Annotated in this window: 11 protein-coding genes; 8 read left to right on the top strand and 3 right to left on the bottom strand. The window is 71.1% G+C overall.

The genetic code is table 11. The features are described 5' to 3' along the window. Positions 1–13: 13 nt before the first annotated feature. From ABSY19_RS24570 to ABSY19_RS24600, 7 genes are all read left to right on the top strand, one after another. The gene (locus ABSY19_RS24570; RefSeq protein WP_382156723.1) at positions 14–1048 is read left to right on the top strand and encodes an amidohydrolase family protein; all 1035 of its coding nucleotides are present in this window, start codon (positions 14–16) and stop codon (positions 1046–1048) included. 10 nt (positions 1049–1058) lie between these two features. Beyond that, entirely contained in the window at positions 1059–1742 is a 684-nt protein-coding gene (gene ligK / locus ABSY19_RS24575; RefSeq protein ID WP_382156725.1) for a 4-carboxy-4-hydroxy-2-oxoadipate aldolase/oxaloacetate decarboxylase, read from the top strand. 110 nt (positions 1743–1852) lie between these two features. Continuing rightward, the gene (locus ABSY19_RS24580; RefSeq protein WP_382156727.1) at positions 1853–2788 is read left to right on the top strand and encodes an amidohydrolase family protein; all 936 of its coding nucleotides are present in this window, start codon (positions 1853–1855) and stop codon (positions 2786–2788) included. An 85-nt stretch (positions 2789–2873) separates the two neighbouring features. Next, entirely contained in the window at positions 2874–3305 is a 432-nt protein-coding gene (ligA, locus tag ABSY19_RS24585) for a protocatechuate 4,5-dioxygenase subunit alpha (RefSeq protein ID WP_382156729.1), read from the top strand. A gap of 1 nt (position 3306) precedes the next feature. Next, positions 3307–4173 (top strand): class III extradiol dioxygenase subunit beta, encoded by an 867-nt coding sequence (locus ABSY19_RS24590; protein WP_382156731.1) that lies wholly within the window; start codon positions 3307–3309, stop codon positions 4171–4173. Between the two features lies 1 nt (position 4174). Then, on the top strand, positions 4175–5137 hold the full coding sequence (locus tag ABSY19_RS24595; protein WP_382156733.1) for a Gfo/Idh/MocA family oxidoreductase: 963 nt from the start codon (positions 4175–4177) through the stop codon (positions 5135–5137). Between the two features lie 22 nt (positions 5138–5159). Then, positions 5160–5834 (top strand): class I SAM-dependent methyltransferase, encoded by a 675-nt coding sequence (locus ABSY19_RS24600; RefSeq protein ID WP_382156735.1) that lies wholly within the window; start codon positions 5160–5162, stop codon positions 5832–5834. Between the two features lie 16 nt (positions 5835–5850). Here ABSY19_RS24600 and ABSY19_RS24605 read toward each other — a convergent pair whose 3' ends face one another. Then, the gene (locus tag ABSY19_RS24605; protein ID WP_382156737.1) at positions 5851–6675 is read right to left on the bottom strand and encodes a class I SAM-dependent methyltransferase; all 825 of its coding nucleotides are present in this window, start codon (positions 6673–6675) and stop codon (positions 5851–5853) included. A gap of 92 nt (positions 6676–6767) precedes the next feature. Between ABSY19_RS24605 and ABSY19_RS24610 the strand changes: the two genes are divergently transcribed. Further along, positions 6768–7742: a class I SAM-dependent methyltransferase gene (locus ABSY19_RS24610; protein WP_382156739.1), complete on the top strand. Its 975-nt coding sequence runs from the start codon at positions 6768–6770 to the stop codon at positions 7740–7742. Here ABSY19_RS24610 and ABSY19_RS24615 read toward each other — a convergent pair. Beyond that, on the bottom strand, positions 7687–8538 hold the full coding sequence (locus ABSY19_RS24615) for a class I SAM-dependent methyltransferase (RefSeq protein WP_382156741.1): 852 nt from the start codon (positions 8536–8538) through the stop codon (positions 7687–7689). The genes ABSY19_RS24610 and ABSY19_RS24615 overlap by 56 nt on opposite strands. Continuing rightward, a complete protein-coding gene (locus ABSY19_RS24620; protein WP_382156743.1) occupies positions 8535–13733 on the bottom strand; it encodes a glycosyltransferase in 5199 nt (1732 codons plus the stop codon). The genes ABSY19_RS24615 and ABSY19_RS24620 overlap by 4 nt, the downstream gene beginning before the upstream one ends. Between the last annotated feature and the right edge of the window lie 4 nt (positions 13734–13737).

The raw sequence follows: 13737 nt of genomic DNA on the forward strand, positions 1-13737 counted from the left end.
GAGGAGCCCCGACATGAGTCTCATCATCGACTGCCACGGCCACTACACCACCGCCCCCAAGGCGCTGGAGGCCTGGCGCAACCAGCAGATCGCGGGCATCCAGGACCCGGCGCTCATGCCGAAGGTCGCCGACCTGAAGATCAGCGACGACGAACTGCGCGAGTCCATCGAGACCAACCAGCTCAAGCTGATGAAGGAACGCGGCAGCGACATCACGCTGTTCTCGCCGCGCGCGAGCTTCATGGCGCACCACATCGGTGACTTCAACGTCTCCAGCACCTGGGCCGCCATCTGCAACGAACTCTGCCACCGCGTCTCCACGCTGTTCCCCGACCACTTCGTGCCGGTGGCCATGCTGCCGCAGTCGCCCGGTGTCGATCCCAAGACCTGCATCCCCGAACTGGAGAAGTGCGTCAAGGAATACGGCGCGGTCGGCATCAACCTCAACCCCGATCCTTCGGGCGGCCACTGGACCAGCCCTCCGCTGACCGACAAGCACTGGTACCCCATCTACGAAAAGATGGCCGAATACGACCTGCCGGCCATGATCCACGTGAGCACCAGCTGCAACGCCTGCTTCCACACCACCGGCGCGCACTACCTCAACGCCGACACCACCGCCTTCATGCAGCTCATCCAGGGCGACCTGTTCAAGGACTTCCCGACGCTGAAGTTCCTGATCCCGCACGGCGGCGGCGCGGTGCCCTACCACTGGGGCCGTTTCCGTGGCCTGGCGCAGGAGATGAAGAAGCCGCTGCTGGACACGCACCTGATGAACAACGTGTTCTTCGACACCTGCGTGTACCACCAGCCCGGCATCGACCTGCTCAACACCGTGATCCCGGTGAAGAACGTGCTGTTCGCCAGCGAGATGATCGGCGCCGTGCGCGGCATCGACCCGACGACCGGCAACTACTACGACGACACCAAGCGCTACATCGAGGCGTCGAAGATCCTGAGTGCGGACGACAAGCACCAGATCTACGAGGGCAACGTGCGCCGCGTGTTCCCGCGCCTGGATGCGCGTCTCAAGGCCAAGGGCCTGTAAGGAGTTTCACATGTACGAACTGGGCGTTGTCTACCGCAACATCACCCGCGCCGACCGCGCGGCCGCCGACGGCCTGGCCGCACTGGGCTCGGCCACCGTCCACGAGGCCATGGGCCGCGTGGGCCTGCTCAAGCCCTACATGCGCCCGATCTATGCGGGCCAGCAGGTCAGCGGCACCGCCGTCACCGTGCTGCTGCAGCCCGGTGACAACTGGATGATGCACGTGGCCGCGGAGCAGATCCAGCCCGGCGACATCGTGGTGGCCGCCGTCACGGCCGAGTGCACCGACGGCTACTTCGGCGACCTGCTCGCCACCTCGTTCCAGGCGCGCGGCGCCCGCGCGCTCATCATCGACGCCGGGGTGCGCGACGTGAAGACGCTGCAGGAGATGAACTTCCCGGTGTGGAGCAAGGCCATCAGCAGCAAGGGCACCATCAAGGCCACGCTGGGCTCGGTGAACATCCCCATCGTCTGCGCCGGCATGCTGGTGACGCCGGGCGACGTGATCGTGGCCGACGACGACGGCGTGGTCTGCGTGCCCGCCGCGCGCGCCGCCGCCACGCTGGAGGCCGCGCGCAAGCGCGAGAGCTTCGAGGGCGAGAAGCGCGCCAAGCTGGCCAGCGGCGTGCTGGGGCTGGACATGTACAAGATGCGCGAGCCCCTGGCCGCCGCCGGCCTGCGCTATATCGACTAACCCCCACCGCGCTTTGCGCGACCCCTTGAAAGGGGGCAACACCAGCGGCCCGGCAAAGCCGGTTCCGCGGTGTTTCTGGACAGCGTCACTTCATGCAGAAGGATTCGAGAATGACAAAACCGACTTCCGGTGATTTCACCAAGACCGCGGGCTGGCTCGACTGGTACGACGGCCCGAGCAAGCCGCGCTTCCAGCTGCCGGCCGGCGCCGTGGACGCGCACTGCCACGTGTTCGGCCCGGGCGCCGAATTCCCCTACGCGCCCGAGCGCAAGTACACGCCCTGCGACGCCAGCAAGGCCCAGTTGTACGCGCTGCGCGACCACCTCGGCTTTTCGCGCAACGTGGTGGTGCAGGCCACCTGCCACGGCGCCGACAACCGCGCCATGGTCGATGCCTGCCTCTCCAGCGGCGGCAAGGCGCGCGGCGTGGCCACCGTCAAGCGCAGCGTGACCGACGAGGAACTGCAGCAGCTGCACGCCGCCGGCGTGCGCGGCGTGCGCTTCAACTTCGTCAAGCGCCTGGTGGACTTCACGCCCAAGGACGAGCTGATGGAGATCGCCGCGCGCATCCAGAAGCTGGGCTGGCATGTGGTCATCTACTTCGAGGCGGTGGACCTGCCCGAGCTGTGGGACTTCTTCACCGCGCTGCCCACCACCGTGGTGGTGGACCACATGGGCCGCCCCGACGTGAGCAAGCCCGTGGACGGCCCCGAGTTCGAGCTGTTCCTCAAGTTCATGCGCCAGCACCCCAATGTGTGGAGCAAGGTGAGCTGCCCCGAGCGCCTGAGCGTCACCGGCCCCAAGGCGCTGAACGGTGAACAGGCGGCCTACCAGGACGTGGTGCCGTTCGCGCGCAAGGTGGTCGAGGAGTTCCCCGACCGCGTGTTGTGGGGCACCGACTGGCCGCACCCCAACCTCAAGGACCACATGCCCGACGACGGCCTGCTGGTCGACTTCATTCCGCAGATCGCGCCCACGGCCGAGCTGCAGAAGAAGCTGCTCGTCACCAACCCCATGCGCCTTTACTGGCCCGAGGAACAAGTATGAACCCCCACGCTCATCACTTCGTGTATTCGCTGCCCCCTGAGGGGGCGCATGCCGCCCTTGAGGCGGCTCGGAGGGAGGCATAACCATGGCCCTGGACAAACCCTACCTGGACGTGCCCGGCACGACCATCTTCGACGCCGAGCAGAGCCGCAAGGGCTACTGGCTCAACCAGTTCTGCATGAGCCTGATGAAGGCCGAGAACCGCGAGCGCTTCAAGAAGGACGAGCGCGCCTACCTCGACGAGTGGGCCATGACGGAAGAGCAGAAGCAGGCCGTGCTCGCGCGCGACCTGAACTGGTGCATCCGCCTGGGCGGCAACATCTACTTCCTGGCCAAGATCGGTGCCACCGACGGCAAGAGCTTCCAGCAGATGGCGGGCTCCATGACCGGCATGACCGAAGAGGAGTACCGCAACATGATGGTGGCCGGCGGCCGTTCGGCCGAAGGCAACCGCGTGCTCGGCGAAGACGGCGATGCCCAGGCGCACCGCCAGCCACAGGGAAAAGGAAAGAACTGACATGGCCCGCATCACCGCATCCGTCTACACCTCGCACGTCCCGGCCATCGGCGCCGCGCTCGACCTCGGCAAGACCCACGAGCCCTACTGGCAACCGGTCTTCCAGGGCTACGAGTTCGGCAAGCAGTGGATGAAGGACAACAAGCCCGACGTCATCTTCCTGGTTTTCAACGACCACGCCACGGCCTTCAGCCTGGACATGATCCCCACCTTCGCGATCGGCACCGCCGCCGAGTACCAGCCGGCCGACGAGGGCTGGGGCCCGCGCCCCGTGCCCAAGGTGATCGGCCACCCGGACCTGGCCTCGCACATCGCGCAGTCGGTGATCCAGCAGGACTTCGACCTCACCATCGTCAACAAGATGGACGTGGACCACGGCCTGACCGTGCCGCTCTCGCTGATGTGCGGCCCGCAGGACCCGGTCAAGGGCGCCTGGCCCTGCCCGGTGATCCCGTTCGCGGTCAACGTCGTGCAGTACCCCGTGCCCAGCGGCCGGCGCTGCTACAACCTCGGCAAGGCCATCGCCAAGGCGGTGGCCAGCTACGACGAGGACATCAACGTGCAGATCTGGGGCACGGGCGGCATGAGCCACCAGCTGCAGGGACCGCGCGCGGGCCTGATCAACAAGGACTTCGACAACGCCTTCCTCGACAAGCTGATCAACGACCCCGAGGCCGCCGCCGACATCCCGCACATCGACTACGTGCGCGATGCGGGCAGCGAGGGCATCGAACTCGTGATGTGGCTGATCGCGCGCGGCGCGATGGCCGATGCGGCCGGCGGTCCCCGCCCGAAGGCCGTACAACGCTTCTACCACGTGCCCGCGTCGAACACGGCGGTGGGCCACCTGATCCTGGAGAACACCTGACATGAGCAAAACCATCAAAGTCGCCCTGGCGGGCGCTGGCGCCTTCGGCGTCAAGCACCTGGACGGCATCAAGAACATCGACGGCGTCGAGGTCATCTCGCTGGTCGGCCGCGAGCTGGACAAGACGAAGGAAGTGGCCGCCAAGTACGGCATCGGCCACGTCACCACCGAGCTGTCCGAGTCGCTCGCGCTCAAGGAACTGGATGCCGTCATCCTGTGCACACCCACGCAGATGCACGCCGAGCAGACCCTGGCCTGCCTGAACGCCGGCAAGCACGTGCAGGTGGAGATTCCGCTGGCCGACAGCCTCGCGGGCGCGCAGGCCGTGGTGGAGCTGCAGAAGAAGACCGGCCTGGTCGCCATGTGCGGCCACACGCGCCGCTTCAACCCCAGCCACCAGTACGTGCACAACCAGATCCAGGCCGGCAAGTTCAACATCCAGCAGATGGATGTGCAGACCTATTTCTTCCGCCGCACCAACACCAACGCGCTGGGCCAGGCGCGCAGCTGGACCGACCACCTGCTGTGGCACCACGCCGCGCACACGGTGGACCTGTTCGCCTACCAGGCCAACAGCCCCATCGTGCAGGCCAACGCCGTGCAGGGCCCGATCCACCCGACGCTGGGCATCGCCATGGACATGAGCATCCAGCTCAAGGCCGCCAACGGCGCGATCTGTACCCTGTCGCTTTCGTTCAACAACGACGGCCCGCTGGGCACCTACTTCCGCTACATCGGCGACACCGCGACCTACCTCGCGCGCTACGACGACCTGTTCAACGGCAAGGAAGAGCAGATCGACGTGTCCAAGGTGGCCGTGAGCATGAACGGCATCGAGCTGCAGGACCGCGAGTTCTTCGCCGCGATCAAGGAAGGCCGCGAGCCCAATTCGAGCGTGGGCCGGGTGTTCGCCTGCTACCAGGTGCTGCACCAGCTCGAGCAGCAGCTCAACGCGGCCGGCTGAGCCGGCGCGCCGATCGGCCCAGATGCACCCCAGCGCCTTCGACCACGGTCGCCTGTTCTTCGACACCTACCTCGATCCGCAGGCCGCACCCACCGTGCTCGACATCGGGGCGCAGGACGTGAACGGTTCGCTGCGCTCGCTGGCACCGGCGGCCAGCCGCTACATCGGCGTGGACTTCGCGCCCGGGCGCGGGGTGGACGTGGTGCTCGACGACCCGTACCACCTGCCGTTCGCCGACGGGAGCATCGACGCCGTGGTCAGCAGCTCCTGCTTCGAGCACATCGAGCTGTTCTGGCTGAGCTTCAACGAGGTGCTGCGGGTGCTCAAGCCCGAGGGCCTGTTCTACCTCAACGCGCCGTCCAACGGCGACTTCCACCGCTACCCGGTGGACTGCTGGCGCTTCTACCCCGACGCCGGCGGCGCGCTCGTGCGCTGGGGCGTGCGCTCGGGCTACCGCCCGGCCCTGCTGGAGTCGTTCACCGCCTACCAGCAGCTCGACGTGTGGAGCGACTTCGTGGCGGTGTTCGTGAAGGACGAGGCCTGCGTTGAGCGTCACCCCGCGCGCATGCTCGATCGGGTGGGGCGCTACATGAACGGCCGCCGCCACGGCGTGCAGGGCATCCTGTGCCCGCAGGACCACACGGAAGAGGGCGCGCGCCTGCGCCGCCTGACCGGCCACCCCCAGGGCCTGGGCTGAACCCTGGCGCGGCGGCTCAGGCGGTCTTGCGCAGCCACAGGCTGCCGCCGGTGTTGCGCAGGCAGGCCGGCATGTGCGCGGCGAAGAAATCGCGGTGGAAGTGGGCCATGTAGGTGTTCATCAGCAGCACCTCGAAGGCGCTGTTGTACTGAAGGAAGGCCCGGACCATGTAGGCCTCGTTCCAGACCCGGCCTTCGTAGATCCATTCCTTCGGGTACTCGAAGGGGTAGAAGACGTCGTGCAGGTGGATCACCACGCCCGGGGCCAGCGCCGGGAGGATCTCGAACAGCAGGCGGTTGACGTCGCTGCCGATCTTGCCGACGTGCGTGGAGTCGATGAACAGCACGTCGTTCTCGCGCAACTGGGTGAACACCGCCAGGTCCACCTCCTGCAGCGCCTGGGCGAGCACGGTCGTGGCGGCCAGATCTTCGGGCCGCAGCAGCGACTGCAGCAGCTGCGGGTAGGGGTCGATGAAGGTGGTGTGCATCGACGGGTCCAGGAAGTACTGCCGGGTGTCCAGCGTGACGCACGACGAGTGGCCCGACCCCACCTCCACCAGGCGCGCGGGCCGCAGGGTGCGCAGCATGCAGTGCAGCATGATCGCGTCGGAGTAGCTGTAGGCCGGGTTCAGGTAGTGGTAGCGCAGCCCGGGCCGGGGCTCGTCGCCGAAGGGGATGTCGGGGTAGAGCGCCGCGAAGCCGTGCAGCAGCGCCAGCTGTTCGGGCTCGCGCAGGTCGATGCCGGGCAGGGTGGCGGGCGGGGCGCCGAACAACCGGGCCTCGTGGCGGCGAACCTCGTCCAGATCGGGCAAGGGCGAGTAGTAGTGGCCGGGCGGAAACATGGTGGGGGCGGTCTCGGGTGCGGTGGCGGTCGGGCGGACAAATTCTATCGAGCACACTAGGCGGGTCCGCATCCTCTTTTCACGCCCCAGCGATGTCCCCTGCGACCCCTTCCAACCCCGCCGACCCCGGCGCTGCCGCCCAGCTCGACGCCGTCTGGGGCGACCCGGCCACCTGGACCGAACACGGCCTGCACTGGACCCACCTGCCGGCGGTGAAGGCCCGCATCGCCGAGATGGTCTCGGGCGACGCGGGCATCCACCCGCTGGAGTGGTTCTTCCGCCAGGTGGCCGCCGAGCGGCCCCTGCCGCTGCGGCGGATCCTGGTGCTGGCCTGCGGCGCGGGGTATGTGGAGCGCGAGGCGGTGTCCCGGGGCTGGGCCGCCTCGGCGGTGGCGATCGACTTCTCGTCCCAGGTGCTGGCGCGCGCGCGCGCGCAGGCCCAGGCCGAGGGGCTGGCCATCGAGTACCACCATGCCGACATGAACCGCCTGCCCCTGGGGCAGGCGCCTTTCCTGCCCGGGACCTTCGACGCCGTGCTGGGCGTGGCCGGCGTGCACCACGGCAGCGACCTCGAGCGCCTGTACGCGGACGTGGCCGCGCTGCTGGTGCCCGGCGGCTGGTTCTTTCTCGACGAGTACGTGGGCCCGGACCGCTTCCAGTGGCCGCAGGCGCAAGAGCGCCACCTCAACACCTTGCTGGACCTGTTGCCGCCGCGCCTGCGCATGACGACCGACGGCCGGCTCAAGGGCAACGCGCGCCGCCCGAGCGTGCAGGAGGTGATCGCGGTGGACGCCAGCGAAGCGGTGCGCTCGTCCGAGCTGCTGCCGCTGCTGCCGAGCCATTTCGAGGTGCAGGCCGTGCGCCCCTATGGCGGCTCGATGCTGCACCTGGTGCTGGGGAGCATCGCGCAGAACTTCGCGCCGGCGGCCGAGGCGCCTTATCTGACTGCCTTGATGGAGGCCGAGGACGAGCTGATCCGCGCGGGGCAGATCGGGCACGACTTCGCCTGCGTCATCGCGCGTCCGCGGCCTGCCGCAGCCAGCGCCGCACCGCCGCCGGATTGTTGAGACCCAGGGCCAGCACGCGCGAGGGCGCATGCAGCGCGGCGTCGGGCGGCAGCCGGGCATAACTCTCGCGGATCGCGGCCCGCCGCTCGCTCAGCCGGGTGTTCGACGGGTCGAGCCCGGCCACCACGGTGAGTCCCGAGGGCGCGGTGGGCAGGGTGACGATGCGCAGATCGGGCCGCAGGGCGCGCAGGCAGGGCACGATCTTCCAGCCGTCGCCCGTGTGGAAACCGGTGAGGTGTTCGCGGCCGGCGGTCTCGGCGGTCAGCGGCACGGTGTCGTGCAGCAGCAGCACCGCGCCCGGCGCGGCCAGGCGCTCGGCACCGATGACGTCGTCGAGCACGGTGTCGAAGCGGTGATCGCCGTCGATGAAGGCGAGGTCGAAGCCGGTGTCGGCGAGGCCGCTGTCCACCGGCACGGCGGCGAAGAAGTCGGCGCTGGTGCGGCGGACCAGCTGCGCCGGCCCCGCGCAGCGGCTCAGCGGATCGCCCTTGGGCGCGGGGTCGACGCCGATCACCCGCGTGTCCGGCCCCGCCAGGGCCAGCGTGTGGCCATGCTCCACGCCCAGCTCGAGGTAGATCCGCGGCTTCAGCTGTTGGTGAAACCAGGCGAGCCAGTGGCGGTAGTCCGGCCCGGGCCAGCGCAGGCGGGCCAGGGTCACGTGCACGCCAGGCAGGTTGGGCTCCATCGCGAGGGCGTCCCACAGCACGGCTTCGGCGGCATCGGTCGCGCCCTCGGCGCTCAGGCGGCGCCAGCGGCGCAGGGCCGAGGTCTCCAGCGGATGCACGGGGGCGCTCACGCGGCGCCTTCCAGCACCTGCCGCAACAGCTGCCCGAAGCGCTGCGGGGCGTAACGTTCGGCGCACTGCTGCCACGCGGCCTGCTGTTGCCGTGTCCACAGGCCGTCGTCGCGCAGCAGGCGCGCGATGCCGTCGGCGAAGCTGCGCGCGTCGCGGCCGGCCTGGATGTCCAGGCCTTCGCGCCAGCCGAGCTGGCGCACCAGCAGCGCCGAGGCGGCGACCGGGATGCCCTGCGCGGCGGCCTCGATCACCTTGGCCGGCACACCGCCGGCGAAGCGCACCGGCGCGATGAAGACCCGCGCGCCGTCGTACAGCGGCTCCAGCGCCTCGCGCGGGCCCAGCACCTGCACATCGTCACGGGCCAGCGCCATGATCCGGGCCGAGCGGTTGATGCCCACGACGGAGAGCACCGGTGGCCGGGGCAACTGCGCGCGCAGCAGCGGCATGACCTGTTCGATGAACCACACCAGCCCGTCTTCGTTGGGTGTGTCGGGGTGCAGCGCGCCCACGAACAACAGGCCGCTGCGCCCGGCCGGCCCGGGCGCGTCGCGGCGCACGGCCATGCCGTGGCTCAACAGCGTGACGCGGTGGCCGGCCGCGCGAAAACACTCGGCGTCGCGCCGCGACACCACCAGCACGTCGCTGGCGCCGCGCGCCAGGGCGATCTCGCGCGCCAGATGCGCCTGCGCCGCCGCGCGCGACATCGGCTTGCCGCGCACGCCGGCCTCGGCGATCTCGCGCAGCGCGAACAGCGCTTCGGCGTCGTAGACCAGGCGCATGCCGGCGAAGAGTTCCGGCCGGCGCGCGCGCAAGGGCTGCAGGGCCCGCAGGTTGGGCGGGCGGCTGACCAGCAGCACGTCGTACACGCCGCGCCGGCGTTCGAGGAAGTCCTCGAGCCGCGCCAGGCCGTGGTGCAGCACCACTTCGACGCTGGACGGCACCGAGGCGTGCACCTCGCGCCAGTCGTCGTCGGTCTGCCACAGCGGGAAGAAGCTCACCGGCCAGTCGCGCAGGGCCTGCAGCATGAGGCGCGCGCGCGGCAGCCCGCCGCCCTTGACCATGTGCGGCACCTCGTTGTCGATGATGAGCACGCGCGGGCGGCGCGGCTGGTCTTCGGGCGAGCGCCAGCGGTCGCCGTCGAGCCGGGGGGCCATGGGGTAGGGGCGGTCCTGCAGCCAGTCGGCGTAGCGCGCCTGGAAGCGCGCGCGGTTCTCTCGCATGCGGTGGCCGGCTTCGTCGCCGGGGGCGCTGCCCCATTCCACGTGTTCGACCAGCACGCCGGGCTCGACCACCACGCGAAAGCCGGCGCGCCACACGCGCAGGCAGAAGTCGGCGTCCTCGTAGTAGGCCGGGACGAAGGCTTCGTCGAAGCCGCCGAGCATGCGCCACAGCGGCGCCGGCACGGCCAGGAACACGCCGGAGACGTAGTCGGTGGCGCGGCTGGTCATGGCGGCGGGGCAGAAGGGGTCTTCGTCGCGCCCGATGCCGTGCGCGTTGCCGTCGCGGAAGATGAGGTTGCCCACCTCCTGCAGCCCGCCCGCGCTGAGCACGATGCGCCCGCCCAGCGCGCCGACGGCGGGGTCGGTGTCGAGCCGGTCGCGCGCGGCCCGCAGGGCGCCTTGCTGCACGATGGCGTCGTTGTTGAGGAACACCAGGTGGCGCCCGCGCGCCAGGGCCGCGCCCTGGTTGGCGGCCAGCAGGAAGCCGGTGTTGTCGGCATTGATCACGGTTCGCGCGCCCGACACGCGCGCGAGCAGCTGGGCCGTTTCGTCGCTGGAGGCGTTGTCGATGACGATGGTCTCGAAGGACAGGCCGCGCTGGTCGGCCAGGGCCTGCAGCGTGCGCCGCGTCAGCCCGGCCTGGTTGTAGAGCACCACGACGACGGAGAGGTCGGGCACGCTGTCCGGGGCGGGTTCGGGCAGGGCGATGCGGCTGCCGGGCTTGTCGAGCCAGACCTGCAGCGCGTGGCGGGCCTGGGCGCGCAGGCGGGTCTTGGGGTCGGCGGCGAACAGGCCCGGGTCGGCGCCGGCCACGGCCTGCGCGCACAGGGCTTCGATCTGGCGGGCCACGCGCCGGCCGTCGGTCAGCGGCGCGTCGAGCAGGCGCGCGCGCAGCGTGGCGCGGTGTTGCGCCAGGGCCGCTGCGTCCCCGGCCAGCGCCGCGGCGATGTGAACGAAGTGCTCGGGCGTGTCGGCCACCCAGGCCTGCAGGCCGAGGGCGTCCAGGATGGCATGGCCCTGGCGCGCGCCGGCGCGGTCGCCGCTGAGCGTGACGACGGGCACGCCCATCCAGAGCGGGTCCAGCAGGCTGAGGCCGCCGTTGCCGGGAAAGCTGTCGAGCACCAGGTCGATCTGCTGGAACCACAGCAGCAGGTCTTCGTAGGAGCGCGGCGGGTCGAAGCTCACGCGCTCGGCGGCCACGCCGTGGGCGTGCAGGGTGGCGAGGATGCGCGTGCGCTGCGGCCAGTCGGTGGCGACCTGGCCGACGAAGCGCAGGCGCGAGCCGGGGCAGGCCACCAGGCAGCGCGCCCAGGTCCGCAGGCTGGCGCCGTTGAGCCGCAAGCCGCGCGCGACCACGCCGAAGGTCACGGCGCCGGTGCGCTGCACGGGCGGCGGCAGCGGCGGCGGGGCGTGCGTGGGCGGGTCCCAGCACCATTGGCCGCCGTCCAGCCGCCACAGCGCTTCTTCGTGCGCCGCCTCGTGGGCGGCGGGCACGGTCGCGGCGTCGCAGAGCAGGGCGTCGAACAGGCCGCCGGCCGGGCCCCAGCAGCCCAGCCAGCCGACCTGCAGCGGCGCCAGCCGCCGTGCCAGGGCTTGCAGCACCTCGAACTGGCCCTCGAACGGGTGCAGCCCGCCGGCGTCGATGACGACGTCGATGCGGTTGGCGGCGCAGGCGCGCGCCAGCTCGGGCGGGGCCAGCGGTTCCTGGTGGATGTGGGCGGGCAGGCCGGCCATGGGCCGGTGCGCGAAGAGGAAGACCTCGGCGGCCAGGGGATCGTGGCCGGCGAGCACGCGGCGCAGCAGGCGCTCGTGCAGCTGGCCCGCGATGTAGGCGATGCGGGGGCGCGCGCCGGGTCGGCGCGGCAGGTCGGGGCGTTGCCAGGTGTGCAGGCCCGAGCGCAGCTTGAGATCGCGGAACACGTGCCGCGCGGCCTCGGCCAGGTTGTCGCGCGTGGCGTCGGCGCAGAGCGACTGGGTGTAGAGCGCGGCGCTGGCGAGCCAGGGGTCTTGCGGGAAGCCGTGCGCGGCGGCCTGCGCCAGCCGCAGCAACGCGTCGTGGCCGTGGCGGGCCGTGCCCTCCGCGATCGCTGCCCGGTAGGCGGCGCGGCGGTCGGCGTGCGGCACCAGGGCCAGCGCGGCGGGCGCACCGCCGGCGCCCAGGCTGTGCAGGCGCAGCAGGGCGCGAACGGCCTCGGCACCGCGCTCGCGCTCGACGATCAGCTCGCGGCACAGGGCCACCGCGCGCGCCAGGTCGTCGGCGGTCGATGTGGGGTCTTCGCTCAGCAGCCGCGCCCGCAGCAGCCGCGCCTCGGCATCGTCCGGGTGCAGGCTCTGCAGCCGGTCGATCGCCTGCAGACCCTGCGCGAACGCGCCGCCCCGCAAGCAGGCTTCGGCCAGCTCGCGCAGCGGCACGGCGGGGTCGGCGGCGCGTTCGCTGGCGTGCAGAAAAGCCAGGCGGGCCGCACCGAAGCGTTGTCCGTCCAGCAGGATCCAGCCGAGCTGGCGCAGGCTGTCGACCCGCTCGGGTTGCAGCTGCAGGGCGGTCTCGATGGCGCTCTGGGCTTCGTCCAGCCGCTGTTGCCGGTAGCGCACCTGGGCCAGCGCGCGCCAGGCCTGCACGCTGGCCGGGTCCTGGGCCACGGCGGCCTGCGCTTGCAGGGCGGCGGGGGCCAGGTCGCCGGCGGCGGCGAACACGAACGCCGCCTGCACGCGGGCGAGGTGCTCGTCGGGCCGGTGCCGCAGCAACTCGCGCACGGCGCTGCTGGCGGTGGCCAGGTCGCCCTGGTCCTTGGCGATCCAGCCCAGCAGGCGCAGCACCTCGACCTCGTCGCCGCCGGCGCGCGCGGCCCGCGCGAGCGCGCGCCGCGCCAGCACCCAGCGGTGTCGCCGCGCGTGCACCTGCGCCAGCACCAGCCAGGCGTCGGCGTGGCGCGGGTGGGCGCGCAAGCCCTGCAGCAACTGGCGCCGCGCGGCCTCGACGCGCCCGAGATCGAGCTGCACGCGGGCCATCAGCGCCTGCGCGGGCAGGCAGTCCGGCCGGCTGGCCAGGACCTGCATCAACAGCCATTCGGCGTCCACCGGGTGCTGCCAGGCGACCTGGATCTGCGCACGCCGCAGCAGCGCGTCCCAGCGGCTCATGTCGCGCTGCTGGACTTCGTTGAAGCTGAGGTCGGCCGCCTTCAGGTCGCCCGCGCGCTGCTGCAGGGCGCCGAGCAGGTGCCAGGCGGCGGCCTGATCGGGAAAGGCGTCGACCTGGCGGCGCGCCACGTCGACGGCGCGGTCCAGGTGGCCGTGCTCGCACTCCCAGTCCACCAGGGCGGTCAGGAGTTCGGGTTCGTCGGGGTGGCGCGCGAGCCCGTCGGCCAGGCAGTCGGCCGCGCGCGCGGCCTGTCCCAGCGCCAACAGGCATTGCGCGCGGTGCAGGTGCAGGCGCACCTGTTCGACCGCGTTCCAGGGGTAGGCCGCGACGGCTTCTTCGTACAGGGCCAGCGCGTCTTCGAATTCGCCCGCCTTCTGGTGCAGCCAACCCGCTTGCAGCAGCCGGCCCGGCAGGCGCGCGCCCTGCAGCGCGCGCTCGGCCCAGGCGCGTGCCTCGGGCAGTTCGTCCAGGTCGTGCAGCAGCCAGGCCAAGGCGAAGGCGGTCTCGTGCAGCGATTCGTCGAGCAGGCAGGCCATGCGCAGGGACGCGGCAGCCTGCGCGGGTTCGCCCTGCCGCTGGCGCAGCAAGCCCAGGCAGGCGTGCAGGGGGGCGTGATCGGGCGTGCGCTCGCACGCGGCGAGCAGCACGTCTTCGGCCGCCACCAGATGGCCGGCGTGCGTCAGGAAGTGGCCGAGCGCGGCGGCGGCCTGCGGCGAGGGTGCGTCGCCATGGGCCTGCAGCGCCAGGTGCAAGGCTCGGTCAAGGAGGCCGGCACGGAAGGCCTGCCAGGCCTCGCCGAGCAGGTCGTCGGTGCCGGCGTGGGGGTCCGTGTTCAAGGGG

Source organism: Hydrogenophaga sp. ANAO-22, assembly GCF_042466645.1.
Lineage (GTDB): Bacteria > Pseudomonadota > Gammaproteobacteria > Burkholderiales > Burkholderiaceae_C > Hydrogenophaga.

What these genes read in the sequence shown, in the direction of transcription:
- ABSY19_RS24595 (WP_382156733.1), top strand. Translation starts at nt 4,175, where the DNA reads ATGAGCAAAACCATCAAAGTCGCCCTGGCGGGCGCTGGCGCCTTCGGC.
- ABSY19_RS24590 (WP_382156731.1), top strand. Translation starts at nt 3,307, where the DNA reads ATGGCCCGCATCACCGCATCCGTCTACACCTCGCACGTCCCGGCCATC.
- ABSY19_RS24570 (WP_382156723.1), top strand. Translation starts at nt 14, where the DNA reads ATGAGTCTCATCATCGACTGCCACGGCCACTACACCACCGCCCCCAAG.
- ABSY19_RS24605 (WP_382156737.1), bottom strand. Translation starts at nt 6,675, where the DNA reads ATGTTTCCGCCCGGCCACTACTACTCGCCCTTGCCCGATCTGGACGAG.
- ABSY19_RS24580 (WP_382156727.1), top strand. Translation starts at nt 1,853, where the DNA reads ATGACAAAACCGACTTCCGGTGATTTCACCAAGACCGCGGGCTGGCTC.
- ABSY19_RS24610 (WP_382156739.1), top strand. Translation starts at nt 6,768, where the DNA reads ATGTCCCCTGCGACCCCTTCCAACCCCGCCGACCCCGGCGCTGCCGCC.
- ligK (WP_382156725.1), top strand. Translation starts at nt 1,059, where the DNA reads ATGTACGAACTGGGCGTTGTCTACCGCAACATCACCCGCGCCGACCGC.
- ligA (WP_382156729.1), top strand. Translation starts at nt 2,874, where the DNA reads ATGGCCCTGGACAAACCCTACCTGGACGTGCCCGGCACGACCATCTTC.
- ABSY19_RS24600 (WP_382156735.1), top strand. Translation starts at nt 5,160, where the DNA reads ATGCACCCCAGCGCCTTCGACCACGGTCGCCTGTTCTTCGACACCTAC.